At 63.3% G+C, this 26,313-nt stretch carries 22 protein-coding genes; 12 read left to right on the top strand and 10 right to left on the bottom strand.

The genetic code is table 11. The annotated features are described in order from the left end of the window. Window positions 1-2 precede the first annotated feature (2 nt). Window positions 3-1,352: an adenylate/guanylate cyclase domain-containing protein gene (locus tag FA04_RS21790; RefSeq protein WP_034799181.1), complete on the bottom strand. Its 1,350-nt coding sequence runs from the start codon at window positions 1,350-1,352 to the stop codon at window positions 3-5. A gap of 382 nt (window positions 1,353-1,734) precedes the next feature. Here FA04_RS21790 and FA04_RS21785 point away from each other — a divergent pair, with 382 nt between their 5' ends. Then, the gene (locus FA04_RS21785) at window positions 1,735-3,072 is read left to right on the top strand and encodes a nucleotide sugar dehydrogenase (protein ID WP_034799179.1); all 1,338 of its coding nucleotides are present in this window, start codon (window positions 1,735-1,737) and stop codon (window positions 3,070-3,072) included. Between the two features lie 35 nt (window positions 3,073-3,107). On the opposite strand, the gene FA04_RS21780 is transcribed toward FA04_RS21785, so the two are convergent. After that, window positions 3,108-4,301: a DUF3095 domain-containing protein gene (locus tag FA04_RS21780; protein ID WP_034799177.1), complete on the bottom strand. Its 1,194-nt coding sequence runs from the start codon at window positions 4,299-4,301 to the stop codon at window positions 3,108-3,110. A 279-nt stretch (window positions 4,302-4,580) separates the two neighbouring features. On the opposite strand from FA04_RS21780, the gene FA04_RS21775 reads away from it, so the two are divergent. Beyond that, window positions 4,581-5,414: an MBL fold metallo-hydrolase gene (locus FA04_RS21775; protein ID WP_034799176.1), complete on the top strand. Its 834-nt coding sequence runs from the start codon at window positions 4,581-4,583 to the stop codon at window positions 5,412-5,414. 96 nt (window positions 5,415-5,510) lie between these two features. Further along, entirely contained in the window at window positions 5,511-5,693 is a 183-nt protein-coding gene (locus FA04_RS21770; protein ID WP_034799175.1) for a hypothetical protein, read from the top strand. A gap of 125 nt (window positions 5,694-5,818) precedes the next feature. On the opposite strand, the gene FA04_RS21765 is transcribed toward FA04_RS21770, so the two are convergent. From FA04_RS21765 to FA04_RS21740, 6 genes are all read right to left on the bottom strand, one after another. Then, the gene (locus FA04_RS21765; RefSeq protein WP_034799174.1) at window positions 5,819-6,583 is read right to left on the bottom strand and encodes a polysaccharide deacetylase family protein; all 765 of its coding nucleotides are present in this window, start codon (window positions 6,581-6,583) and stop codon (window positions 5,819-5,821) included. Next, a complete protein-coding gene (locus FA04_RS21760; RefSeq protein ID WP_034799173.1) occupies window positions 6,580-7,677 on the bottom strand; it encodes a glycosyltransferase family 4 protein in 1,098 nt (365 codons plus the stop codon). The genes FA04_RS21765 and FA04_RS21760 overlap by 4 nt, the downstream gene beginning before the upstream one ends. A 147-nt stretch (window positions 7,678-7,824) precedes the next feature. Further along, window positions 7,825-8,106, bottom strand: a complete 282-nt coding sequence (locus tag FA04_RS21755) for a hypothetical protein (protein WP_034799172.1) — start codon at window positions 8,104-8,106, stop codon at window positions 7,825-7,827. 103 nt (window positions 8,107-8,209) lie between these two features. After that, a complete protein-coding gene (locus FA04_RS21750) occupies window positions 8,210-9,664 on the bottom strand; it encodes an MltF family protein (RefSeq protein WP_051659488.1) in 1,455 nt (484 codons plus the stop codon). 36 nt (window positions 9,665-9,700) lie between these two features. After that, complete coding sequence (locus FA04_RS21745; RefSeq protein ID WP_034799170.1) at window positions 9,701-11,803, bottom strand: mechanosensitive ion channel family protein; 2,103 nt, start codon at window positions 11,801-11,803, stop codon at window positions 9,701-9,703. A 141-nt stretch (window positions 11,804-11,944) separates the two neighbouring features. Then, window positions 11,945-14,536: an SH3 domain-containing protein gene (locus tag FA04_RS21740; RefSeq protein ID WP_051659487.1), complete on the bottom strand. Its 2,592-nt coding sequence runs from the start codon at window positions 14,534-14,536 to the stop codon at window positions 11,945-11,947. Between the two features lie 427 nt (window positions 14,537-14,963). On the opposite strand from FA04_RS21740, the gene FA04_RS21735 reads away from it, so the two are divergent. The 9 genes from FA04_RS21735 (at window position 14,964) to FA04_RS21695 (ending at window position 23,976) form a co-directional block, all read left to right on the top strand. Next, window positions 14,964-15,413: a helix-turn-helix domain-containing protein gene (locus FA04_RS21735; protein WP_034799168.1), complete on the top strand. Its 450-nt coding sequence runs from the start codon at window positions 14,964-14,966 to the stop codon at window positions 15,411-15,413. Between the two features lie 27 nt (window positions 15,414-15,440). Next, the gene (locus FA04_RS21730) at window positions 15,441-17,312 is read left to right on the top strand and encodes a hypothetical protein (protein WP_034799166.1); all 1,872 of its coding nucleotides are present in this window, start codon (window positions 15,441-15,443) and stop codon (window positions 17,310-17,312) included. Window positions 17,313-17,344: 32 nt separating this feature from the next. Next, window positions 17,345-17,566, top strand: a complete 222-nt coding sequence (locus FA04_RS21725) for a hypothetical protein (protein ID WP_034799164.1) — start codon at window positions 17,345-17,347, stop codon at window positions 17,564-17,566. Window positions 17,567-17,573: 7 nt separating this feature from the next. Then, window positions 17,574-18,821, top strand: a complete 1,248-nt coding sequence (locus tag FA04_RS21720; protein ID WP_082936545.1) for a YcaO-like family protein — start codon at window positions 17,574-17,576, stop codon at window positions 18,819-18,821. Next, window positions 18,818-19,543: a TfuA-like protein gene (locus FA04_RS21715; protein WP_034799163.1), complete on the top strand. Its 726-nt coding sequence runs from the start codon at window positions 18,818-18,820 to the stop codon at window positions 19,541-19,543. Before FA04_RS21720 ends, FA04_RS21715 begins: the two co-directional genes overlap by 4 nt. A gap of 119 nt (window positions 19,544-19,662) precedes the next feature. Then, on the top strand, window positions 19,663-19,899 hold the full coding sequence (locus FA04_RS21710; RefSeq protein ID WP_034799160.1) for a hypothetical protein: 237 nt from the start codon (window positions 19,663-19,665) through the stop codon (window positions 19,897-19,899). 436 nt (window positions 19,900-20,335) lie between these two features. Next, entirely contained in the window at window positions 20,336-21,373 is a 1,038-nt protein-coding gene (locus FA04_RS21705) for an isopenicillin N synthase family dioxygenase (protein ID WP_034799159.1), read from the top strand. A 45-nt stretch (window positions 21,374-21,418) separates the two neighbouring features. After that, window positions 21,419-22,780, top strand: coding sequence for an O-acetylhomoserine aminocarboxypropyltransferase/cysteine synthase family protein (locus FA04_RS21700; RefSeq protein WP_082573023.1), 1,362 nt, complete (start codon window positions 21,419-21,421; stop codon window positions 22,778-22,780). Window positions 22,781-22,950: 170 nt separating this feature from the next. Further along, window positions 22,951-23,976, top strand: a complete 1,026-nt coding sequence (locus FA04_RS21695) for an NADP-dependent oxidoreductase (protein ID WP_034799157.1) — start codon at window positions 22,951-22,953, stop codon at window positions 23,974-23,976. Window positions 23,977-23,995: 19 nt separating this feature from the next. Here FA04_RS21695 and FA04_RS21690 read toward each other — a convergent pair whose 3' ends face one another. Together FA04_RS21690 and FA04_RS21685 are read right to left on the bottom strand one after the other, a co-directional pair. Further along, window positions 23,996-25,762, bottom strand: coding sequence for a tetratricopeptide repeat protein (locus tag FA04_RS21690; RefSeq protein WP_034799155.1), 1,767 nt, complete (start codon window positions 25,760-25,762; stop codon window positions 23,996-23,998). A gap of 233 nt (window positions 25,763-25,995) precedes the next feature. Continuing rightward, window positions 25,996-26,256 (bottom strand): hypothetical protein, encoded by a 261-nt coding sequence (locus FA04_RS21685; protein ID WP_034799152.1) that lies wholly within the window; start codon window positions 26,254-26,256, stop codon window positions 25,996-25,998. Between the last annotated feature and the right edge of the window lie 57 nt (window positions 26,257-26,313).

Raw genomic sequence — 26,313 nt, 5'->3', positions numbered from 1 at the left:
CCCTATTGAAGCATCTTGTCGATAAGGCCGCGCGGCGGCTGGAGCGGACGCGTATTGCGATGAAGCAGCATGACATGCTCCGCCTCGGAAAGTCCATCCTGCAACACGTCGTCGAAGCGTTCATCGGCCCTTGCGAGCAAGGCAGCGTCGTTGGGGTAGAGGATCGTGAATTTCTGCCGCACGCCGCGGAGCTTTTCCTGGCCGAGGGCCGTCCAGTCGCCGCCGCAATAATTGACGAAGGCTTCGCTCGCGACGACGCTGTGGGCGTATTTCTTGGTCAGGTTCTGCAACCTCTGGACTTCGTTGACGGCCGAGCCGAAGGCCGAGAACGTCAGCCGGTCGCGCAGGCCCACATTGCCGAACATCACGTTGCCTACATGCAGACCGATGCCGTAGCCGATCGGATCGCGTGCCTGCTTGCGCCGCTCGCCGTTCAGCATGTCCATGCGTGCGGTTGCCGCGCGCACGGCGGCAAAGGCCTCGCGGGCGGCAAATTCCGAGGGCTCCTTGTGGCGCCCACAGGGATAGACGGCGATGAAGCCGTCACCGACGAAGCTCAGAATATGGCCACCGTTGCGATTGAAGGGGGCTGCGATCGCATCGAAATAGGTGTTCAGGGTCTCGATATAGGACTGACGCCCTTCCTTTTCTGCCAGCATCGTCGAGCGGCGCATGTCGCCCATGACGAGGACGGCGCGCACGGTCTCGCCGTCGCCGCGGCGAACCTGGCCGCTCATCACACGCCGGCCAGCGCTGGAGCCGAGATAGGTGGTCAGCATGTTGTCGGCGAGTTTACCGAGCACCGCCATCTTCGCCGCGACTGCCAGATGATATTGCAGCTTCAAAAGCGCGCCAATGACATCGTCCGTGAAGCCGCCATGGCGATCCGTCGTCCAGGACCCGACCATGCCATGGCCGGAATCGGCGCCGAGCGACTGCATGAAGGCCAGATAGTCCGTCGCCCCCATTTCCTTGAGGTCGTCGAAGATCGGGAACTCGGACGGCGTATCCTGGTAGATGCGCCGGCGGACATGCTCGAGATTGTTGTTGAGCAGGTAATAGTAGGGGCTCTGCAGGAACCGCTCGGGATTAAGCGCCAGTTCCTCGTGCCGAAGGCCGCTGACCTCCACGCCCTTGCCGCGCACCCAGGTGAAGCCCAGAGCATCGTAAAGCGGGTGCAGCATCGAGAAGGAAAGATGGACGCGCATCAGCGGCAAGCCGGCGGCCGCCAGCCGCTCGCAGAAGCCTTTGACGATCGTCTCCAGCGGCGCGTCGCTCAGCGATGTGCGCATCAGCCAGTCGGCGACCTTGTCGATGAGGATTTCGGATACGTTGTCGTTCGTCGGGCCCATTTCGCGTCCTCGCATGACAGACCGTCCCGCGTCAGCATCCGGAGACGGCGAACGCCCCGGCAATTTGCCGGTTCATGTTCGCGGTGGATGATGATGAGCCGTGCCCGTTAAGAAAATGCTCCAACCGATTCCGGCGTCGATGACGTGCAGGCACCCGGAATGCGGCACTTATATGTTGCAGATATTCACGCGCGCCGCCAATTTCCAGAGGCGAACGAAGATTTTTCCGACCTGTTGCAGCATGAAGATTTGATAGCCGGCTCAACGGCCTGCCAGCGGCCCTGGTGCCGGGCCTCGCTTGACTTGGGGCTTGTTTCTCTCCAACAAACCACGACATGTTCGCGCGCCGCGCCTGTCTGTCCACGAGATCCGGAACCGAAACTTGACCTCACCTCATTTCGAAAGCCTGCTGTCGTCCATCTCCGCCCGGAGCGCCAAGGCCGGCGTCATCGGGCTCGGCTATGTCGGCCTGCCATTGGCGATTGCGGCAGCGCGCGCGGGCTATTCCGTCATCGGTTTCGACATTGATCCCGGCAAGATCGTCGCGCTCGATGCGGGCAAGTCCTACATCGGGGCGGTCTCGGACGCTGTCCTTGCCCGGGAGAGCGGTGCTGGCCGTTTCCGTTCCACGACGGATTTCCTCGAACTGTCCGGCTGCGACGTCATCATCATCTGCGTGCCGACGCCCCTGACCAAATATCGCGACCCGGACCTTTCCTTTGTCGAAAAGACGTCGCGCGCGATCGCCGCAACCCTGCGTCCCGCGCAGCTCATCGTCCTGGAATCGACCACCTACCCCGGTACGACCGATGGCATCGTGCGCAGCATCCTCGAGGAAACCGGGTTCAAGTCCGGCGCCGAATTTTTCGTCGGCTTTTCACCCGAGCGCGAAGACCCGGGCAACCCGGTCTATGAGACCGTGAGCATTCCGAAGGTCGTCGCCGGCGACGGCCCCGAGGCGGCAAAGCTGATGGAGGCGTTCTACGCTTCCGTGGTCAAGACGGTCGTTCCGGTCTCGTCCAACGCCACGGCGGAAGCCGTGAAACTCACCGAAAACATCTTCCGCTCGGTCAACATCGCGCTCGTCAACGAATTGAAGATTGTCTACGAGGCGATGGGCATCGACGTCTGGGAAGTGATCGAGGCCGCCAAAACCAAGCCGTTCGGCTATATGCCGTTCTATCCCGGCCCCGGCCTCGGCGGCCACTGTATTCCGATCGACCCTTTTTACCTCACCTGGAAGTCGCGCGAATACGAACTGCCGACGCGTTTCATCGAGCTTGCCGGCGAGATCAACTCGGCCATGCCGCGCCACGTCGTCAGCCGACTGGCCGAGGCGCTGGACCGGCACGCCGGCAAGGCGCTCAGCCGCTCCACCGTTCTCGTCATCGGCCTCGCCTACAAGAAGAACGTTCCCGATATTCGCGAGAGCCCATCGTTGCGCCTGATCGAACTGATCGAGGAGCGCGGCGGCCACACCGCCTATCACGACCCCTACGTTACCGAGATCCCGCCGACGCGCGAATATGCCGCTCTGAAGGGCCGGAGTTCAGTGACGCTCGACGAGCCCACGGTGGCGGCGTTCGACGCCGTGCTGATCGCCACCGACCACGACCAGGTGGACTACGCAGCCCTCGCCAAGTGGGCGCCGCTCGTCGTCGATACCCGCAACGTCTTCCATCGAAACGGCCTGACGGGCAGCCACATTATCAAGGCATAGCGCAACGGTCGTGCGCATCCCTGTGGCCACAACAGCTAGCCGGCGCCACCCGCAAAGGGTTGAGTAGCCTTGTTGCGCGCCAGCGCGGCCTTGAGATTGCTCGCCGCCACCGCATAGCCTCCAGAGGCGCCGTCGACGAAGTGTATGTGGTCGCGGGTCATCGGCGTCGGCACGATGCAGGTCATCAGCGCCGAATCCTGCCGGTGCAGGCCATAGTGTCCGACGCCCTCTGCCTCTGCCCGCTGCAGCCGCACCTCGATCCGTTCGAGGCACGGGGCACTGATATCGATCGTCATTTTCAGGCCGTCGTCGAATTTACGGAAGTCGGTGTTGTCGGCAAGGTCGCGGCGATACCGGTTCGTATCGAAAGGACCGAAGTTCCAGCCCATGCGAAGGCAGACGAAAAGTGCCAGCGTCTGCACGGTGATAATGCAACGTTTCAGGAAACGTCGCCCTCGCGGAGCGGCCGCACGCGTCTCGATGTCGATCCCCTGGAACGAGAGCCGCGCGGTCGGCCCAAGCTCGGGAACGGGGTGCCCGCCGCGATCTTCCTCGTCGGCAAGCGCGACGATGTCGGCGATCAGCGCCTGGAACTCCGGTCCGTTGCCCTTCGCCCCCGGCACCGCGATGATCGAGGCGATCGTGCCGTGGCAGGACTCGATCGAGTTCCAGCGACATGAAAGGCCGGTCAGGTCCGGCCGGCTGCCGGCAGGCGCTGCCGCGACGTGATAGCGCCCGGCCTTCATTGCCGCCTCGGCCCAGCTTGCCCCGCCGCCCGCAAACATCGCGTAGGAAACCTCGTCGCTGGCCTTGAAGCGGGCGACACGCATGTCGAGCCCGTGCTGGCGGATGTCGCTGACCGGAACGAGCGCGGTCCGCAACTCAAGGTCAAGTTCCTCCGCCACCCAGGTCTTCACCGCGGCCAGCGCGTCGCGGGCCCTGTCGGCCATTGATGCCGGCAGCGCCGCCAAGGCGCCATCCCCCCCGAATACGAAGGGCATCGTCTTTTCTTCGAGCACGTTCATCAGGGCGGATATGACGCTGGCGCCGGCCATGTTGACCGTCTTGTAGCGGCCGTCGGCAATCGCACCGGTCGAGTTGACGATATCGGCCACGGCCAGCAGCCAGCCATCCGGCAACGGCCGGTAATTCGCTTCGTCCGCGACGCCTTCGAAGGCGTCGAACAACGGCACGCTATCGTAAAATCGGCCTTCCATTGCCTCAGCCATCAGCGCCTCGATCTTCGCTCGCCCTTAACGTTCGTCAGATAATTCACGCGGGAGCGCAACAAAAAGTTTCATTGGCTGTTACCAAGGAGACACCTCAGTCCGTTTCTGCAGCCTAGAAGATAGGCGAGGAGCGGATTTGGCCGGAGGGGGACTTGGCGACGCGATGGTTAGTTTCCAAATAATAACCCATGGCATTGCAGGGGTGTGGCCATCTGTGCTTGTTTAACAGTCACACAAGGATCAAAATGGTCCAAGCGTGCGTAGTGAAGCCGAAACTGAATGCGTGACGACAACTTTCGAGTGCGGTTCTGGGGCGTAAGAGGAAGTTTGCCGGTCTCCGGCCAACAATACGTCGCCTATGGGGGAAATACATCCTGCATCGAAATTCGATGCGGCAAGGACGTATTGCTGTTCGATGCCGGCTCTGGCCTGCGCGAGGCTGGCTATGCGCTGATCGACGAAGGCGTCGAAGAGTTCGATCTGTTCTTCACTCACAGCCACTACGACCACATTATCGGTCTTCCCTATTTCAAACCCATCTACAAATGTCGCAATTCGGTGCGCTTCTGGTCTGGCCATCTGCACGGCACCATGACCACGCGGGAGATGATCCGCGATTTCATGCGCCCACCATGGTTCCCGGTCGATCCCGACATCTGTCAAGCGAGCCTCGACGGCATGGACTTCAAACCCGGTGACGTGCTGACCCCGCGTGCCGGCGTCACCATCCGCACGACGAGCCTCAACCATCCCGGTGGCTGCGTCGGCTATCGGATCGAATGGAACGGCCGCGCCGTCGCTCTCGTCTACGATACCGAGCACGAGCCGGGCGTCCTCGATCCCGGCGTGCTCGAACTGATCGCCGGGGCCGACCTGTTCGTCTACGACTGCACCTATCTCGAAAGCGAGATGGAGCATTTTCAGGGTTACGGACACTCGACCGGCATGCATGGCGCACGACTGGCGATGGCCGCCGGCGTCAAGCAGCTCGCCATGTTCCACCACGATCCGTCGCGCACCGATGAGGCGTTGGCCGCCATGGAACGCGATGTCCAGGCGACATTCCCCGGCGCCTTTGCCGCCCGCGACGGACAGATCGTCGAGCTCGATTGAGCATCTGAAATCGCGTCGGGATGTCCTTTACCCGAAATTCGGGCCGGAACTATTTCACGCCTCGTGGATTCCTTCTTTCCAAAGAAGGAGCACCGCATGAGCAAGGACAAGAAGGCCCAGCAGGCGATCGAGGAAACCGGCAAGGATCCGTCGGGTGGGCAGCATCTTCCAACCGCAGGTCCTCATGCAAAGGATCGACTGACCGACAAGACCAAGACCCCCGGCTCAGGGTTGCTGCCGGACAACGATGACGACACTGTCGTACCCGGTAGCGGCTGAGGTGGTGTTCCAGCAAAACATGGGCCGTCGCATCCGACGGCCGCGCCTCCCTGACATGGCGGCAAGCGTCCCTACTGTTTGTCGCGGCAGCTGGCCAAACTACGCTTCCGCCAGCGAAAGGATCATTAAGCTATGAGATCGGCTCCGGTCCGCCAGCGACAGGCCGGATGCGCGGCCGTAAGCGTGAAGAGCTCCTCCATGAAGGACCAAACGCCGGCGTCGTGAACCAGATGATGGGTGAGCACTCCGATGGTTCGCCCGGCCTGATCCCGCCTCTTTTCATCGTCACCGCAGATCTGCCTTAGCCTGGCGATGATGTCTGCTACAATCGCCGCGTGCTCGCGGCAGCCGCGTGTTCCCTGCCAATCCATCACATCGGCATGGGTGTTGACGAGCTTGAAGAGCGAGGGTTTTTCCGGACCGAAGACCGACAGCGCCGCAAAACCGACCCCGGGCAGGTCATCCAGAAGCGCGCCGTCGATCCGGTTCCACGGCGGCACCAGCATCGGCACAAAGCTGCGCGGAAACAGCGCCTGGAGACGCGCGTAACCCTCCGTGAGTTCATCGAGAACCGTTGAGCGTGGCCGGTGCGCGCCGAGTTCCTGTTTCTTTTCCTCGGGCGGAGCATGGTTGCGGTGCGCCCAGCCGTGCACCGCGACGCTGACGCCGGCATGTCCATCGAGGCGGCGCGCAAGCGCCTCGCCCGTCAGCGCGGGCGGCACGGCGATGACCACCGGAACCAGGTGCTTGTCAACCAGCGACAACAGGCGGTCGAGACCTGCCGTCGGCTCGGCGGCGTCGTCGTCCCGCAGCCAGAAATCAACCTGTCGACCGGACGCGGCCACGCGGTCGAGCGCGACGGCAAGCTGCTGCCAATGGGGTCGTCTCATGCCGTCGCCTCCAGATGCTCGTCAAATATCGTGCGCAGCCGCCGCGCCGCGGCAGGGAAGGAACGTTCGTCGTGGACGAACCGTCCGGCAGCCGTACCCAATCTCCGCCGAAGGACCGGATCCTCTATCAGCGCGCGCATCGCCGCCGCAAAGGCGGTGGCATCGCCGTCGGGCGTAAGGATCCCTGTCTCGCCGTCCCTGACCACTTCCGGCACGCCGGCGGTATTCTGCGCAACGACTGGCAGGCCCGCCGCCTGAGCTTCGAGATAGGCAAGCCCATAGGCCTCGCCGCAGCCCGGCCAAACGTAGAGGTCGCTGCCGGCAAGGATAGCCGGCAGATCGGCAGCGCTCCTTTCGCCGCGCCAGTCCAGCCGGTCGGACGGCAAGGCCGAGAAGGCCTGTTGCACCTCGTCGCGGCACGGACCGTCGCCGACGATCGTCAGGGTCCAGCGGCTATCGGCGATGTGTGTCAGCGATTGCGCCAGCATGCGGTAGCTGTCCAGCTTGTCGCCGCTGCGCATCATGGCGACTACGACCATGCGGCAGAGGTCATCCGTGCTTCCGCCGCCCGGCACGAAAGGGGCCGCATCGATGAAGGGTGCAAGCATCGCGTGGCGGCAGTCGGGCGCGGCCTCCAGCAGGCCATCCCGGTCCCGGCGCGTCATGCAGATGTTGACTGCCGCCTGCTCGATGGCCTGGAGCACGTGGCGTTGGGCGATCGCGCGCACGCCCTCGTTTCGCCGCGCCGAGTAGGAGGCTTCTGCCGTTACGTAGGGGATGGTGAATTCGGCGGAAAGCGAAGGGCCGAGCAGGTCCGGCGCCTTGTAGTAGGGATGGTAGCAGAACCATAGATCGGGGGCGCCGTCGCGCATCCAGCCCTGCCGGAGGCGGGTGATCTCACCTGCCGCCGCTTGCTCCAGTTCACGAAAATCTACGTCCGACGCGGCCGCCATGAAGCTGCGCAGGTCCGAGACGACCGCGACCTCGTGCCCTCCCGCACGGAGTGCTGCAACCAGCATGCGCGCCATCAAGCGATCACCCGAAGGCACGGGATGGTCAGGGGATTTCAGCGGTGCGTAAAAGGCGATCTTCATCCGCAGCGAGCTATCGTTTCTCCGCGGCGGCCTGTCAACCGACCGCGCCGGGAGCTTGCCGCATTCCGGTGGGATCGCGGGAGAGGAAAGCATGCGTCCGCGCCGCCATCTGCAGCCAAGGGGATACCAGGCCCGACCGCCAGCGGTTCATCGGTCGATCGGCAAATCGTAGTAGTCCCGGCGGATCAGTTTCAGCGAACGGTCCGGCTCGATGACATAGGTTTCCTGAACGAAGCTGTTGCCGCTCGTGAAGCGGTGCGGGACGATGCTGCCGACGGGCGCCTTCGTCAGCTTCGTGCGCGGCTGCCCGCCATAGGTGATGCTGCCGGGGATCGGCTCCAGGTCCGGCGTCGTGCAGCCCGCAAGCGTCACCGCGGACAGAGCAAGCAGGCCAAACAGCCCGCCAAGGCTGCGGATGTTTTTCACCATGATCACCTGGCAGCCCCATCGCCGTCCGTGGACCGCTCCGTGCCTGCCACTCCTTGTTTCGTTTCTCTTCTTCCAGCGCGGCCAGATCGCGCCGCCGCGTTCGCTAAGGCGTTGCAGCCACCCCTGTGCTGCCGGCCTTCTCGACCGTGGTTTCCGTATCATGCTCCGAGAGCAGGCTATAGGCGACATAGTATTTGTAGATATTGCTGACGTATTGCACCGTCTCGCGCCCAACGATCGCCGCCGCCGCATTCTCGACATTGCCGAACCAGAGGTTCGGGTCGAGCCCCATATCCTTGGCCTTGGCCCTGAACTTGCGCAGGTTCCCCGGTCCGGCATTGTAGGCCGCGAAGGCAAACAGCATCTGGTTTTTCGGCGTGACGGCCGGGTCGTCGATGTAGGTATCGACAAGGTAGCGCAGATATTTCGAGCCCGCTTCGACGTTGAGGTTCTCGTCCTTATCGATGCCGCGAATGTTGACGGCCTTGTCCGCAGCGGTCGATGGCAGCAACTGCATGATGCCGACCGCGCCCCTGTGGCTGCGGCGGGACTGATCAAGCTGCGACTCCTGGTAGCCCTGCGCCATCAGCATCAGGTGGTCGAAGGAATAGGTCTTCCCGTGCGTGCGGAAGATTTCCACGAGCTGCTTGAAACGTTCGACATCGGCTGGCGCATAGGCGCGCTTCAGCATCTTGTCGCCCTTGTAATAGGTGCTCCTCAGGATGTTGCCGAAGGTCGTCCCGACCTTGTGGGTCTTGACGAAGTCGTCGAGCACACCTTTAAGCTTGGGGCTGCCCTTGCGGATCGCCCAGGCGATCTCCCCGTGGTCGGAAACGACGATGTCGTCGCGCACCTCGAGGTCGGTGAACACCTTCACCCAGATGTCCGCCTTGTATTTGTCGACGACCGTCCAGGGCAGCAGGCCGGCATTGATCATCTCCAGGACGTCTTCGTCCTCGAGGTTCTCATCCATGTCCTTCAGCGTGATCGGCGCGCGACCGGCCTCTTCGAAGCCGGCGCTGAGCGCCGCCAGGTGCTCGTAATAACTGCTCGATCGGCGCACATGCAGTTCCTGCCCGCTCAAATCGTCGACGCTTGTGATCGCCGGCGCCGAAGGGCCGGTGACCAGCACCTCCTTGGCTTCGTCGAACAGCGGCGCGGTGAAATCGACCTTTGCAAGCCGCGTCTCGGTTATCGTCAGATTGGCCATGACGATATCGCCAAGCCCTTCTTCGAGCGCCGAGAGCAGACGCGCCCGCGGCATCGGCAGGAACCCGACGCGGATCTTGTCGATCTGCTTCTTCTTCCCCTTGTTGAGTTCGTTTTCGAGCGCCGTTCCGAAGTCGACGGCCGTGCCAAATTGCTGGCCACGATCGAGGAAATAGATGGTCTTGCTGAAAGGCACGATGATGCGGATCACGCGCCGCTTTTCCATGCCGTCGAAGTCGTCCTTGTGGGGGACGAACATCGAGCGAAGGAATTGCTCATTCGACTGTGCCAAGGCGCCGCTTCCCGTGAAGAACACGAGAAGCAGCAGCCCCAAGAGAACGCGTTTCATGTCAGCCCCCAGCCCGAGAACCCTGTTGCCGAAATGCTATTCCTGCGGCGGACCGCCTTCGCCAAGCGCGGCGGCCGCATTCTTCTTGGCGATGGCGTCGCGGGTCGCGGCGGCCGCGGCGACGGATTGCTGCTGCTCGTCGCCCGCCACCTGCACGGTCGGCGAGGCGAAGTTGATGCCGTTTTCCTTGAAGGATTCCTTGATCATCACCTGCGCCCGGCGCCGGACCTGGGTCTGTGCCCCCGGCTTCGTCTTCATGGCGAAACTCAAGGTCATGCCGTAGTCGCCAAAGTTCTCGACACCCTTCATCTTGACCGTTTCCAGGATCAGCGGCCCGATATCCGGATCTTCGAGCAGCTTGGCGCCGATGCCCTTCACCAGTTTCTTCACCTTGGCGACGTCGGCATCGAAGGAAACGTTGATCAGGAACTTGTCGATCACCCAGTCGCGGCTCATGTTCTGCACCGCGCCGAGCGAGCCGAAAGGCACCGTGAACACGGGACCGCGATGATGCCGGAGCTTGACCGAGCGAATGCTGAAGGATTCGACCGTGCCCTTGTAGCTGCCGCTCTGGATGTATTCGCCGATGCGGAAGGCATCGTCCATCATATAGAAGATGCCGCTGATGACGTCCTTGACCAGCGTCTGCGAGCCGAAGCCGATCGCCACGCCGAAGACACCGGCGCCGGCAATCAGCGGGCCGATTTCCACCCCAAGGCCGGAGAGCACCATCAGCACGGCCACGATCGCGATGAAGGCTGCCAGAAAGTTACGCAGGATCGGCAGCAACGTCATCAGGCGGGTGTTGCGGGCGCGCTCGGCCGGATCCTCGGTCGCGTGATTGGCCTGCTTGACGCGCAGGTTGATGAAACCCTTGACGAGCTGCCAGACCAGATCTGCAGCCAGCAGGATGACGATACCCGCCAGGACGCCGCGGAACACCCGATTGAAGGCGTCGTCCTGCATCATAGACGTGGCGCTGACCTTGAAGACGAGCGCCAGCCAGCCGGCGGCAAGCGCGATGACCAGCAGCCGTGCCCCGCGCTCGATGAAGATGTTGCGCACCACGCGCGCATCGTCCTCTGCCGAGCTATCCAGCATCGTCTTGGTAAAGGCGCTCGTGAAACGCAGCAGCGGCGGCAAGCCGATCACGTAAAGGCCGATCCAGAACAGCACGTCCATGCCGGCGACCCAAAGCAGCCAAAGCACGATCAGGAACGCAACCAGGAACACGTTGCCGACGATACGGCGCGAACCGACAACGGCCCCCACCGGACGCCGCACGACTGTGAGGATCCCGAGCGCGAGGACCACGAGCCCAAGAAGCGCGGTGATGAGATTGCGCACGTCCGCGGAAATCGACAACGCGCTCATCGCGTCGCCGACACCCCAGACGAGCGCCCCGCCACCGATCAGCCATAGGGCATGCCGGTGCCAGAAGCTGGCCTCATCGGGCGTGAGCGAGAGGTAACCGCCTCGCCCGTCCGCATTCCCCTCGTTGACCGGTCCCCCCGTCAGGACCGCCGAGGCGATGATCATCAAAAGGCGTGCTCCGATCCAGGCGCCGAGCAGCGGCGCGATCGTCGTTTCCAGCCGCGTCGGCCAGTCGGCGATCGCCAGCACCGACATGCTGGCAGCCGCAAAAACGATAAGCGGCAGAAGCCGTGTGAGCATGGTGCGGGCCGGCCCCGTCAGCACCGCCCCCTTCAGGCTGCGTCCGAGCAGCCAGCGCAGGAGATATTCGGCGCCGTAGCCGATCGCCAGGATCAGGAAAAACCCTTTGAGGATGGGAGCGGCGCCATGGCTCTCCATGTCGCCGGAAAGGCGCTGGCGCGCCGCCTGCATTTCCGGAAGGACACGCGGCACGGCGTTGCCGATGCCGGTCAGATGACGCCTGATTTCGGCGGTCCAACGCGCCACGACACCGGTTGCGGGCGTTCCGGCCGGAGCTTCGGCCGCAGTGGCGGGCGGGGCCTGTTTCGTCGACAGCCACTGTTTCACTTCCGGATCATCGAGAAGCTGGATCAGCTGCTGGACCTTTGCGGGCGGAGCCGCCGGCGCGGCTTCCTGCGCCAGCCCTGGCGAAACCAGCCCGAAAACAGCGGAAAGAAAAGCAAGGAGACCAAAGAGCGGCCCCATAAGCAAGCGACCCGACGACCCGACACAGCCCATTCTCATCACCCCCGACGAACATGCCCGTCCCCCGACCGGCACGACTCCCAATCTTTACAAAGGCTAACATACCACCGGGCTGTTGCGTCAACGCCAAATGCGACGCGGTCAGCGGCGACGGAAGCCACCGCCACCGTGGAACCCACCGCCTCCGTGGAAACCGCCTCCACCATGGAAGCCACCCCCACCGCCAAATCCACCACCACCCTGGAAACCGCCGCCGTCAAAGCCGCCGCCCCCGAAGCCGCCCGGGCGGTCAAAGCCGCCACCGCCACCGGTCGGGAAATTCAGCGGCCGCTGATCGAACGACTGCCGCTCGAAGCTGCGCTGGTTGCCGAGCTGCCGGCCGATATTGTCGATCGCCAGATGGTCGGGGGCACGCTCGCGGGCAGCCTGCGCCACACCTTGGCCGGCCTGCTGCCGCGTCTCGATCCTCTGGTTGATGTTCTCCGCTGCATCCGGATGATTGGCGGAGAATTGCTCGCCCGCCTTGGTCCTATCCTGGATCAAAGGCTTCTGGACTGGCTGCCAACCGTCGGGCGTATGCTTTTGCCATCGTCCGTCGTCACGACGATACACGTTTCCGTCACGGCCGGCATAGACGTCGCCGCCCTTGCCGCCGGCGACAAAGCCATGGTTCCCGTCCGACGTGCGCCAATTGACGCCGGCGCCATTGGCGGTCGAGCCGCCGCTGATGCGGGCAAAATCGGATCCGTGCTTGACGGACGCGGTGCCCCAGCTTCCGTAGACGTTATGTCCGCCGCGAGCGATCGCCGCGTTGCCTGTGCGTGGATTGTAGGCGGCGACGAAGCCGCGGTCTCCGTTCGGTCCGTAGCCGGCCACGCCGCGAACATAGGTGCCCGTGCGCGGATTGTAGGCCGCACCGGCAGCAATGCCGCGATAGGGCCCGTAGGCATATCCATAGCGGCCGAACGTACCGATGGCCGGATTATAGAAGGCGCCGACGCCATAGGTTACCGGGCGTGGATAATAGGGCCAGTAACCGCCACCGGCCCAGCCGTAATCCCAATAGTCGTCATAGTACCAGCCGGTGCCGTAGACGAAGGTGTCCCAGGCGAGATAGGCACCCAGGTAACCCATCGTATAGCCGAACCAGACCGCGTCGGGCTCGGTATCGTAGATGCGCACATAGGTGGCATTGTAGATCGGCGACGACGGCGGGATGGTATAGATCTCGTCCGGCACCGCCTTTGCCACAGCGAACGGCCCGGTCGGTGCATCGCCGACGAACCAGACCCCGTCCTTCAGCACGAAATACTTGTCGCCGACCTTGATGACGGTCTCGTTGGTGTTGACCGCGTAGGTCAGGGACGTCCCGTCGATCGTTTCGAACTTCGGGTCGCCGCTATAGGCGACGTCCACCGTGACGGAGCCATCGAGCGAGACACGCGCCTTTTCGGGGATGCTCGCCTTCAGCCGCGCCTCTGCGTTTTCGGAGGTACCGGGAACGGACGCGCGCACCATGTAATAGGCGGCATCCTGCGGAATGTTCTGGAAGTCCTGCGGCAGCTTGGGCGTCGCGAAGGTCCAGGGGCCGTCGAGCGCGGTGCTCGCGAACCAGCGACCGGATACGAGGATGTACCAGCTTGAGTCAGCGTCACGGTAAAAGGCGTCGCTCTCGGTGTTGGTCGCAACCTTGAGACCGGTGCCCGGCACCTGTTCGAGTTTCGGCTCACCGTCGAAGGCGAGCAGTTCCGACGGCTTGTCCGAATAGATCACGTCGGGCACGATCACCTTGTCCGCCTGCGGCGGGATCGCCGCCTTGGCATCCTTCCAGTTGTCGTCGTCCGGCAGTTTGCTGAGTATGTCGGGAAGCGACGAGGCGGACTGCCATCCCGAGGCGAGATCCTTCGATTGCAGCCATGACTTGTCGTTGCGCAGGTAATAAGTGGCGTCAGCCTCGACCTTGAACAGATCCCAATTGGTGTTGACCGTGAAGGAGAGCCCCTCGACGCCCTTGACCGGGGCAAACACGGCCTTGCCGTCGGTCTGCACCAGGATCGCCGGCTTCTTGCTGATAAAGATCGGCGGCGCGTCGGCCTTCAACCCCTCGACATTGCCGAGCCGCTGGTAGTCGGCGAGGCTCGCCGTCAGCTTGTCCTCCGAAATGGTGATCGTCCCGACCGGCATCAGCTTGCCGACCTCGAGCGTCAGATCCGCCAGTTCCTTCCGGTCGAGGACGGAGAAGTTGATCTCGGTCATCTTGATATCAGAAACGACGACCTGGCCGGAGGCGCTGTCGGCATCGGTCTTGCCGGTAACGCCAACCACGCCGAAGATCGGCTTGGCGTCGTCGGACTGCTTGTATTCGGCGGCGATCAGCGCATCGAGTTCGGTGAAATCCTTCCAGGCGTTGATCTGCGGCTGATAGAGCGTGATGGTCGCGCCACTATCGGTCTTGTAGGCGCGCGGCCAACCGAGCCCCTTGGGATCGGCATCGTTCAGGTACTTGCCGCTCACGAAGCCGTTCTGGCCATTGAAGCTTACCGCGCACCAGGTGCCCGCATCGTCGCATTCCTTGACATCGACCTCGGTTCCCTCGGCGATCGTCCCCAGACTGTTGAAGCCGGTTCCCGGTCCTTCCCGGAAATTGACTGAGGCGCTCGTCGTTGCCGGCCCGGCCTGCGCCGGAACCGCGGCAATCGCGAGGAGGGTGAAGGCGAGTGTCAGTCTGCGCATTACGGTTCTCCGAGATCCCGGGCGGCCGACCCGCGCCCGCAACGACTGAAGCCGAAGCTGGCACCGGAACTGATTGAGCCATAGACATCTTTGCCCATCGCCACAGCGCAAGTACGTAACAGTAACGGCGACCGTAACGGGTCACCGAGAAGTTAGACACAACGGAGCGGAACGTGCCGCAGCAAATGCCGGATACCGGAACGATTCGGAGCGCCGCAGGGGCGCATGCCGTTTCACCGCCCCTCCCCGGTCCTTCAGGTTGCCCGCTTCTGTCCCGATCGCGACGGTCGCTATCCCGTCTCCCCGGGCAAATTCATTAAAGCGTCGCAAATCTTTGTGTTTTAGCCCGTAGTGATTGCATAGAGTCATTTATTCAAGCAAACTCATATGTATGATTTGACCACTCCTACGTGCGGAGGAAATACAAGTGAACACGAAAGCCCCCAGCCAGATCGATGTCTTTGTCGGTTCCCGCGTCAGGATGCGTCGGTTGATGGCCGGACTGAGCCAGGAGAAGCTGGCCGACGGTCTCGGGATCACATTCCAGCAGGTACAGAAGTACGAAAAAGGCACCAACCGCATCGGCGCGAGCCGTCTGCAGGCGATCGCCGATATCCTCGGCGTGCACCCGAGCTTCTTCTTCCAGGAGGGTGAAGACCCTGCCGGCGCACGCAACGGCGACACAACACGCGAGCCGAGCGAAATCTCGTCCTTCGTTTCGTCGAAGGAAGGGATCGCGCTCAACCGCGCTTTCCTGAAGATCACGGACCCGGTGCTGCGCAAGAAGATCATCTCGCTGGTCGCCGCCGTTGCCCAGACGCCGGAGACCGAGACCGTCCGCTCAAGCACGAGCCACGCTCAGGACCTGCACGGCTAAGCACCCGCGCCCGACAGGAATGACCGGATGACATTCAGACTGCAGACCCTCGGGCGCTTGCGGCTCGTCGATAACGGCGGGCGTGAGGTAGCGTTTCCCGAAAAGGGTCTGCTGATCCTGTGTCATCTGATCGTCGGCGGCCATAGCGAGAAGTCCAGAAACGATGTCGCCAAGCTCCTTTGGGACGAGATCGTCCCGAGCCAGGCCTTCGTCAATCTGCGCAAGACGATCTCCCGCATCAGCGCGCGCCAGGAAGAACTCGGCTGTCACTTCCTGTGTTTCTCGCCGTCGGCCGTGCGCCTCGACGCCAGCCGGCTCAAGAGCGACCTCGATACCATCGGGCGTGAGGCGGGCGATCCACTTTCCCGTCTCCAGTGGGCCGTCGAAACCTTCCAGGAAGACTTCCTCAAGGACTTGAAGTCCCAGGGGCAGGCGCTGCATGGCTGGATCGAGCGGCAGCGTGGCGAGCATATGGCGCTGCTGCGCGAAAGCCTGCTTCTCGCGGCAGCGGAGGCGACGAACAATCATCGCAAGCTGGTCAAGGCGGCAGCGACCCGGCTGCTCGAGCGCAACCCGCTCGACGAGGACGTGCGCAAGATCCTGACCCAGGCGTTTCAGCTTGAGGGCTACCATCTGGAAGCGCGGGCTGTCTCGAATGGCGGCGGCGCGATCGCGATCAGCAGGCCGGAATTGCGGTCGATCTCGACGATAATCGCGCCGACGTCGGAGTCGGCTGCCGACTCGCGCCCGCCGCGCGTCGTCCTTCTGCCGCCGAACAACGGCGCGGTCGACAGTCCGGCAACACAATTTGCAAGCGCCCTGATCGAGGACGTGACGATCGGGCTTTGCGCGCTTCGCTCGGTTTCGGTGATCGCGCCCTACACGGCCGCACAGATCAGCCTGCAGGCAGACAAGGCCAGCACCTACCAGAAGCACGCCATCAGCTACATTCTCGACACGCGCCTGACCGACGAAGGCAGCCGGCTGACGCTCTTCACGCAACTGATCTTCTTTGGCAATGACGAAGTGATCTGGGCCGACCGTTTCAATCTCGATGGCGACGGGCTGATGGCCTCACGGCGGGAAATTGCCCGCCAGATCGCACTGGCGATCGCCAACCAGGTGGAGCGTAACGAGACCCATCGCCAGACCTACGAGACCAATGTCGGCTCCTACCGCAGCTTCCTGCTCGGACAGCGCTATCTCAAGCAGCTCAACCTTCCGGAGCTGCGGCGCGCGCGCAAGAGTTTCCGCCAGTCGCTCTATGAGAACTCCGGCTTTGCGCCGGCGATGAGCGGGCTCGCCCGCAGCTATTTTTTCGAGTGGCTGCTGACAGCCCGCGGCGACGCAGAGCTGCTGGCGCTTGCGGAACGGCATGCGCGCGATGCGGTGGTGGCCGACGACACGCTGGCAACGGGCTATCGCGAGCTTGGCGTCGTCAAGCTCTACTTGAGACAGTTCGACGAGAGCATGGAATACCATGACAAGGCGGAGGCGCTGAGCCCTCAGCACGCCAACGTGATCGCGAGCTACGCCGACACGCTGGTGCAAGCTTCGCGCCCCGAGGGTGGCCTGCGCAAGATCCAGGCAGCAATCGATCTCAACCCGATTGCGCCGGACGAATATTTCTGGACCGCGGCCGGCGCCAGTTACTCGCTTGGCCAGTATGAGCAGGCGATCGCCTATATCGAGCGCATGCGCGATCCGACCCCTGCCGACCGGCTGTCGGCGGCAAGTTGGGGCATGCTCGGCAACCGGAAAAAAGCGCGCCAGTTCGTCCGTAAGACTTTCGACGTGCATCCGGACTTTGATCTCGACAAGTGGATGACCATCGTTCCCTTTAGGGAAGAATGGCAGCGCGTTCATTATTGCGAGGGCCTGCGCAAGGCGGGCTTCTGATTTCTCACATCAGCAACGGCCAGGAGGGGAAAATGGCAAAAGTAGTGGTGATCGGTTTGGCGGGTGACAACCGGCTTTGGGTTGCGGATCTGGATGCGGGCACGGTCTCGCAGATCGCAACGCCGACGCAGGGGCCGCTGGCTGCGGCCAACGACCTGCGTAACAACAGCGGGGCAATGGTGCACAAGGGCGTCAATCTCGCCGTGGTTGCGGCCTCGTCCGGCTCCGTTTCCGGCGGGTTCATGGACGGCTAGTCCACGCGTGGCACAAGCCGCTGAAACTGGCCGGCCGTCGGACGAGCATTCCAGCCGTCCGGCGGCCGAGCCGCTTTCCTACAGCGATCGCGCCTGCCCGCCAGAAGAAACGTTCCGGCGGATCGAGGCATTCCTGCCGGCGCTCGGCGTCACCCGGCTTGCGCGGCTGACCGGCCTCGACCGGCTCGGCATTCCCGTGTGGAGCGCCGTGTCGCCCAACGCCCGATCGATCGTCATCAACCAGGGAAAAGGCATCACCGACGTTGACGCCAAGGTTTCGGCGGCCATGGAGGCGATCGAGCGGGCAGTGGCCTGCGCGCCGTCGGCCCCGACAAGAACGGCCACCAGCCGGGCTCTTTCCGAAACGGGCGGTCGAACGCTGCATCTGCCGGGGCTCATCTCGGCGGGGCAAGCGGACCTTCAGGACGACGAAACGATCGACTGGCTCCGTGGCTTCGACCTCTTTGACGGCGCAACCACCTGGGTTCCGCGCGAAGCGACAATCCTCGACCGGACGATCGTCGGTTATCGTTACTGGCAGTCCTCCGATGGCCTGGCCTCGGGCAACACCGAGGTCGAGGCGACCCTGCACGGCTTGCTCGAGCGCATCGAGCGCGACGCCGAAACGCTGTGGCGAATGCTGCCGCTGAACGGCAAGCACCGAAGCTGCATCGATCCGGGAAGTTTCGAGGATCCTGTCCTCGATGCCCTTACGGAACGGATCGCCTCTTCAGGTCTGGAGTTGCGCCTGTTCGACATGACCAGCGACATCGGCATCCCCTGTTATGCCGCAACCCTCGCCGAAGCGGGCATTCTCTCGGCCAGGCATCCGCGTTATCACGACGTCACGATCGGCCACGGTGCCCACCCCGTGGCGCGGCGCGCCGCCATCCGTGCCGTGACCGAGGCCGCCCAGTCGCGGCTTACCTATATCAGCGGCGCCCGCGACGATGTGTTTCCGGAAACCTTCACCCGCGACCTTCCCGAGGAAACGCGAGGCCTGTTTGCCGCCGTGCCGCTCCGGACAAGCGTGGCGGCCCCCGATGCCCCGGCCGGGCCTCAGGCGCTGCTCGATTACGTACTGCTGCGGCTTGAAGCGGCTGGCATCCGGACGGTTGTCGTCGTTCCGCTGATGGAAGGCGTTGCACCTTTCTCGGTGGTCAAGGTCATCGTTCCGGCCCTCGAGAATCCCGACGGCCTGCGCAAGCGTCGCTTCGCAGAACGCGCGCTCGCCCGTGCTCTGGAGGCCGGATGAACGTTGTCTTTGTTGGCCCGACGCTGCCGGACGCACGAAACGCGGCGGACAAGAGCGTCCTAATCCTCCCGCCTGCCGTTCAGGGCGACGTCCTGCGCGCAGTTGAGGGCGGTGCAACCGCGATCGGGCTTATCGACGGCAACTTCGAGAATGTTGCGCCCGTCTGGCACAAGGAAATCCTCTATGCGCTGTCGCTGGGCGTGCAGGTCTTCGGCGCGGCCAGCATGGGCGCGCTGCGCGCGGTGGAATGCGCGCCCTTCGGCATGGTCGGCATTGGCGAGATCTACCGGCAATACGCCGAAGGAGCCCGCGTGGACGACGCCGACGTTGCGCTGATCCACGGCCCGGCCGAACTCGGCTATCTGCCGCTGACACTCCCGCTGGTCAACGTCGATGCGACGCTCAAGCGCCTCTCGCAGACCCAAGCCCTTGACCCAGCGCTCATCGCATCGATGGGCGCGACGGCGTCCGCCATGTTCTACAAGGAGCGCAACTGGGCGGGCATCGTCGCGCGCGTTGCACTGCCGGCGGGGACGGACCCCGCCCGTCTCACCGCGCTGCTCGCGAGCGAATATGTCGACCAGAAGGGCATCGACGCGCGACATTTACTGGACGCACTGCGACACGCGCCAACCCAACGGACGGTTGCATCGCAAGGCTGGAAATTCAATTCTACCAGCATGTGGAAGAGGTTGTTCGGTCAACCTGACGCTTCATCTTAAGGATGTGGTTTTCACATACAACGTGTGTCACGCTCATGTCACGCGCAATGCCGCGAAGTCACGCTATGATTGGCCACGGTGGGCTGGATCTGCGGATCCAAAGGAAGCTGGGGAAAATTATGCTATCTTCATTTGCTGTGCCGGTAGAACCGGAAGACAAGGAAAAGGAGCTCTTGGCACTGGCTCGTCTTGTCACCTATGCGCGCGACTCCGCCAAGACCCTCAACGTCGAAGGCGTGCAATACTGTCTCGAACTCGCGCTCGCATCGCTGCTCAAGGAGGCCGAGGACTGCGGCAGCCAGAGAGCGCATCTGACCAACGAGTTGCTGACGCGCCCGAGCCTCGGCCGCTGCTGAGTTCCACGCCGCTTTTGGGATTGCCGTCATCCCGCGATTGGTCCGCCTGCGCGGACCGGTGGCTTTGCGATTGAGCGATGACACGAAAATAGCCCCGTTTGGCCGAAGGCGAAGCGGGGTTTTGGTCGTTGTTAGGCCTAGCGTCTGCCGCTCCCCGCGCTTCGCCGCAAGCGGATTTCGTCGCCGAACGATCATTGCTCTCGCACGCATGAGACAGCTCAGGGAATCCGTAAAACAGACGACCGGGACGGATATTCCCCGCAAACCAGTTCCGTTCGAAAGCGCGCTTCACGCTTTCGTTGAAATTTAGTCCATAATTTCCATAGACAATATTGAGTGAGCGAGCCACCTCCGGTTAGGCTTCTCCCATCATGTGCGAACCGGCGCAGGGCCCTTATCGACTGGCCCACCGCCTGAACGACAAAGGGAGACCAGCTTGAGCCAGACAAATCCAACCCTGCCCGTCCTTGACCTTTCGCGCTTTGCGGCGGGCCACCCCGAGCGGGCCGCAGCGCTCGACGAGTTGCGCAGCGTTGCCCGCTCGGTGGGCTTCTTTTATCTCGAGGGCCACGGGATCCCGCAGGACGAAATCGACGGCATTCTCTCGCTTTCGCGCCGCTTCTTCGCGCTGCCGGAGGACGACAAGCTGGCGATCGAGATGCGCAAGTCGCCGCACTTCCGCGGCTACAATCGCGCCGGCCTCGAATACACGCGCGGCACGCAGGACTGGCGCGAACAGGTCGACTTTGGTCCCGAGCGCCAGAGCCTCAATATCGCGTCCGGCGATGCGCCGTGGAAGCGGCTTGTCGGCCCGAACCAGTTTCCGGACGCCTTGCCGGAACTGAAGCCTGCGATCCTTGGCTATATCGAAGCCGTCACCGGGCTCGGCATCCGGCTGATCGAGATTTTCTCCGAAGCGCTCGGGCAGAAGCCCGATGTCTTCGGGCCGATCTATCGCGATGGCCCCAACCAGTTGCTGAAGATCATCCGCTATCCCGGCCGCGACAAGACCGAAAGCGATCAGGGCGTCGGCGCCCACAAGGACGGCGGCTTCGTCACCATCCTGTTGCAGGACGTGGTCGGCGGACTGCAGGTCGACGACGGCAAGGGCGGCTGGATCGACGCACCGCCGAAGCGCGGCACCTTCGTCATCAATGTCGGCGAACTCCTGGAACTGGCATCGAACGGCTATCTGCTCGCCAACATCCACCGGGTGGTAACGCCGCCAGCTGGCGGCGATCGGCTCTCGGTCGCCTTCTTCCTCGGCGCCAATCTCGCTTCGACCATCCCGGTGCTCGATCTCCCGCCACAGCTTGCAGCCGAGGTCCGCGGCGTCACCCAGGATCCGCAGAACCCGCTCTTCCACGAGGTCGGCCGCAACGTGCTGAAATCCCGGCTGCGCTCGCACCCCGATGTCGCCGCCGCGCACCACGCAGACCTGCTGGAACAGCCAAAGGCGGCCGTGCCCGCCTGATCAACCGGACAGCGCCGATCAACCTGAGAGCCAAGGAGAAATGGCATGACGATCCATCAGAAGCCGGAAGAACCGGCAGTCGAGATCAAGACGCCGAACGGCCTGCGCGAAGCCGGCGGGCGGTTGCATCCCGAAACGCTGGCGCTCCACGGCGGCAGCTATCGTTTCGATCCGGCAAGCGGCGCCGTCGCCGTGCCGATCTACCAGACGACCTCCTATCAACTGCCCGGCACCGACGGCGCCGACAAGCTCTTTGCGCTGGAGGCGCCGGGGCATCTCTACACCCGCGTTTCCAACCCGACGCAAGACGCGTTTGAGCAGCGGCTGGCGGAGATCGAAGGGGGAGCAGCCGCGCTGGCACTTGGCTCCGGCCAGGCGGCATCGGCCTTCGCGCTCCTGAACCTTGCGCGCTCCGGCGACAACGTCGTCAGCGCCGCCGGCCTTTATGGCGGTACCTGGGCGCTGTTTGCCGCCACCCTGAAAAGTTTCGGCATCGAGGTTCGTTTCGTCGATGCGGCTGATCCCGAGGCGTTTGCCCGGGCGACGGACGACCGGACACGTGCCTACTATGCCGAGTCCCTGCCGAATCCGAAGCTCGAAGTCTTTCCGATCGCCGAGGTCGCCGAGATCGGCAAGCGCTTCGGCATTCCGCTGATCGTCGACAACACGGCGGCCCCGCTGACGATCCGGCCCTTCGACCACGGCGCTGCGGTAGTCGTCTATTCGACGACAAAATACATCGGCGGGCACGGTACCTCGATCGGCGGCGCGATCATCGACAGCGGCCAGTTTCCCTGGCACGAGCATGAGGCGCGCCATCCGAACCTGCACGAGCCTGACCCGAGCTACCAGGGCAAGACCTGGCTCGAAAAAGCGGCCGCGATCGCGTTTCATCCCTATATCCTGCGCGCCCGCGCGGTGCTGTTGCGCGACCTCGGCGCCGCGATCAGCCCGCTAAACGCATTCCAGTTCATCCAGGGTCTGGAAACGCTGCCGCTCCGGATCCGACAGCACAACGAGAATGCCATCAAGGTGGCCGAGTTCCTCCGCACCCACCCGAAGGTGGCGCGGGTGATCTTCCCGAAGTTCCAGGATGGCGAGGCGAAGGCACGCGGCGGGAAATATCTGCTGAACGGCCACTATGGCGCGCTCGTGGGCTTCGAGCTGACGGACGGTCGCGAGGCGGGCCGGCGTTTCATCGACGGGCTGAAACTGCTCTACCATGTCGCCAATATCGGCGACGCCCGCTCACTGGCCATCCATCCAGCCACGACGACGCACTCGCAGCTGTCGGAGATCGACCAGCTAAAGACCGGGGTGACGCCCGGCTATGTCAGGCTTTCGATCGGCATCGAACATTCGGACGACATCATCGCCGATCTCAGACAAGCGATCGACGCCGCCTGAGCGTAAGACGCTTTCGCATTTTCCGCGGGCTCGTCCGCAGCGGCGAGCCCGCGGAGCCGTTTGCGGCTCAAAACTCGTCTGTAGGCCTTTGTTTCGTTTCATGCGAAAAGAGCTTCTCGTCGCGCGTCAGCCGCCGCGGGGCATCGGGACACGCACAGGAGGAAAAGACTATGAGCAAGAATACCCAGGTCCTGCTTGCCGCGCGGCCATCCGAAAAACCGGTGCCGAGCGATTTCCGCGTCGTCGAAACGGCTATCCCGGAGCCGGCGGAAGGCGAGGTTCTCCTGAAGATCCTCTACCTTTCGCTCGACCCCTATATGCGCGGCCGCATGAATGCCGGCCGCTCCTATGCCAAGCCGGTGGAGATCGGCGCTGTCATGGAGGGCGGCACGGTCGCCCGCGTCCTCCGCTCGCGTCACCCGGATTTCAGCGACGGCGATTTCGTTCTTTCCCACTCCGGCTGGCAAAGCTATGCGCTGTCGCGTGGTACTGACTTGCGCAAGCTCGATCCGGCGGCCGCACCTCTTTCGACGGCACTCGGCATTCTCGGCATGCCCGGTTTCACCGCCTATGCGGGGCTGCTGACGATCGGCAAACCGCTGCCGGGCGAAACGGTCGTCGTGGCGGCTGCAAGCGGCGCCGTCGGCTCGGCGGTCGGGCAGATTGCCCGCATCAAGGGTGCGCGCGCAGTCGGGATCGCCGGCGGTGCGGACAAATGCGCCTTCGTTCGCGACACGCTCGGCTTCGACGCGGTGATCGATCATCGCGCACCTGATTTCGCCGAACAGCTCGCCGCCGCCTGCCCCAAAGGCATCGATGTCTATTTCGAGAATGTCGGCGGTCATGTCTGGGATGCGGTGTTCCCGCTGTTGAACGACTTCGCTCGCGTGCCCGTCTGCGGCCTGATTGCGCACTACAACCAGCCCGCAGGCGCGCAAGCCGGGAGCGACCGGTTGCCCGGCGTCATGCGCGAAGTGCTCAGCCGGAGCCTGCTCATCCGGGGTTTCATCCAGCGCGAGTTTGCCGATCAGAGGCCGCTCTTCTATCAGGAGATGGCCGGCTGGATCAAAAGCGGCGAAGTCCGCTACCGCGAAGACATCGTCGACGGGCTCGAGAATGCGCCGGAAGCCTTCATCGGTCTGCTGGACGGCCGCAATTTCGGCAAGCTGGTGATCCGGGTCGCCGCCGAAAACTAAAAGGGGCTCGGGCCCGGCCTTACTGCTGGGCGAAGCCGGCCTTGGCGAGACCGTCATCAAGCAACGCGATCAGGTCCGGCGCGTAGCCTCGAGCGACCAATTCCGTATCGTACGACTGCGACGCGCGCGTTTCGTTCAGGCGCAATCCGTCCAAAGCGCTGGTCGCTTCCCGCGTCAGGCCGAGTTGGCCTGCCGCTGCCACGCGCAGGAGATTGACCGCCATGTCCGCCGGATTGGCAAGTTCGCGTGCGCGCCTCAGCGCTTCGCGGTAGCGGCCGCTGCGGTAGTCTTCCAGCGCCAGGGTCAGCGCGGCATCGTGGTGAAGATACTCGCTGCCGGCATCCGCCACACGGGCCAGATTCACCCCTTGCGAATAGGCGCCGCTGACGAAAAGCAGCAGGCCTAGCCGCGCCGGAATGGCGTCGTCGAGCGGATTGAGTGCCGCCGCGCGCCGGCCGGAAATGAACGCCGCTTCCCTGTCGCCGGCTGCAAAGCGCGCTTGCATCTGGGCGACGTAGCTCTGGCTCGATTGCGGTGCCAGCGCAACGGCCTTGTCGGCGAGCTTCAGCGCACGCTCAGCCACCGTCGGCGCGGCGCTCGCTTCGCCGGTTGCCACCAACACCATCGCCAAGCTCGCCAAAACATCGGCGTCGGCGGCCTGGTAGGCGACGGATTTTTCAAGGCAGCCGTGGGCCGAAACCAGTCCCTCAGGGTCGATCCGCGCCAGTGCCACATCCGCCTGAAGCACGCAGCCGAAGCCGATCGACGGCGTCACCAGTTGCCGCGCAGCCTCCAGACTGACAATGACGCCCTCTTCGCCGGCAAGCGAAAGGGCCAGACGAGAAAGCAGCTTTTCCTGTATTTCCTGCGCGTCGCCGCTGTCGAGCGCCACCTTCGAGCTGCCGGACCTCAACGCCTCGTTGCTTTGCACATCGATCACCTGCCAGGAGACCTCATGCCGGCGCTCGTCGGTGCTGTAGGCGATGGAAAGCCTGTATTCCTTGCTGCCCTGCAGCTTGACCGGCGGCGCGGACGAAACCCACCCGGTTATCGACGCCACGTCGACACCCGCGGGCGAGACCGGCGCAAGGGTGCGGACGGCGGAAAACTGCGAGAGTGCGTGGACCAGATAGTCACCCGCCTTCTTCTGCACGTCGTCGTCGGCACCCTGCCGCGTCGGCACGTCAACGACGATCGTCGGCTTGGCCGAGAAAACCGGCTGCCAGGGAAGGTGGTCGGCAATGGACACGTAGAAGGCCCCGGCCATGACCGCCACGCCGGTTCCAAGTGCCGCGAAGCCCGCAAGCGGGCGCCATTTGCGGGCAAGAACGGCAGGCGCAATCGCGAGCTCGATGGGCTGCTCGGCTGCCGCCTCAGCAACCGGCGTCGTGCTCTCGAGCACCCCTCTCAAAGGCTCACCGCTGATCACGAATTGCGGAACGTAATTGCCTTTCGGCAGCTCGATGCGAAGCTCCGCTCTTTCGCCGAGCGCCTCGTAATATTGCGCCAGGGCCGCGCGCAGGCGCGACGCTTCCACACGCACGATCGGATCGGTCGCAGGATCGAAGGAGGCGGGCCGTCCGAAGACGTCAATGGCGATCGTGTAGGCTTTCACCTGGCCCGAACGGCCAGCGAAAAACTCGTCAACCACGTACCGCAACAGCTTGCGATGACGCTCGGTCGCGTGAAACTGGCTGTCGGCAAGAATGCGCTCAAGGGCGGCTCGCGCCTCGCATTCTGCAACGGCAATGCAGTTCGTTTGACCCGCATTTCTGCTGGCTTCCATGATGCGCTCCCAACTGCCACAACCCCAAAGAGAGTGCAACGCGAGGCGAACTCTAGACGAGAGCTTCTGTGGCGGAAAGAAGAATATCGCACCGTCACAAAATATTTTCATCGAAGAATTGAATCATTTTAAGTTGGAACAGGAACGCCCGATCATTCCCATAGAATTCTTGTGGGGTTTTCGTCGCTCTGACAAGCTCAAGCGAGCTATTTGTTAATCACAACGGACTACGCTCACGTCCCCGTATCGGCGATACAGACGGAAATGACCTCTTCTTCGATCTCGCGACAGATCAATTCATACTCCGAGATCATCGAATGATCCAGAGGGGCGAGACGCCTTTGCCGGTCAAGCATAGAGCTCGCTTCCTCATAGGCTTCGCAGAGGCTTGCCAGGGACTGGTTCTTGGCACAGAGCAATTGCAACTGGCCGCGCAGAGCCGGCAGCCTGAGCATAAGCTTCAGTAGTCCCCGTTGAGAGGCTGCGCTGGGCATGGTTTACCATCCGTTTGAACGACAATCGATGCTCATGCCTTTGCATTCCCCAAGGTG

The sequence above is a fragment of the Ensifer adhaerens genome, assembly GCF_000697965.2.
GTDB lineage: Bacteria > Pseudomonadota > Alphaproteobacteria > Rhizobiales > Rhizobiaceae > Ensifer > Ensifer adhaerens.
Note: the sequence above shows the minus strand (reverse complement) of the source record. Positions and strands in the feature narration are given on the sequence as shown.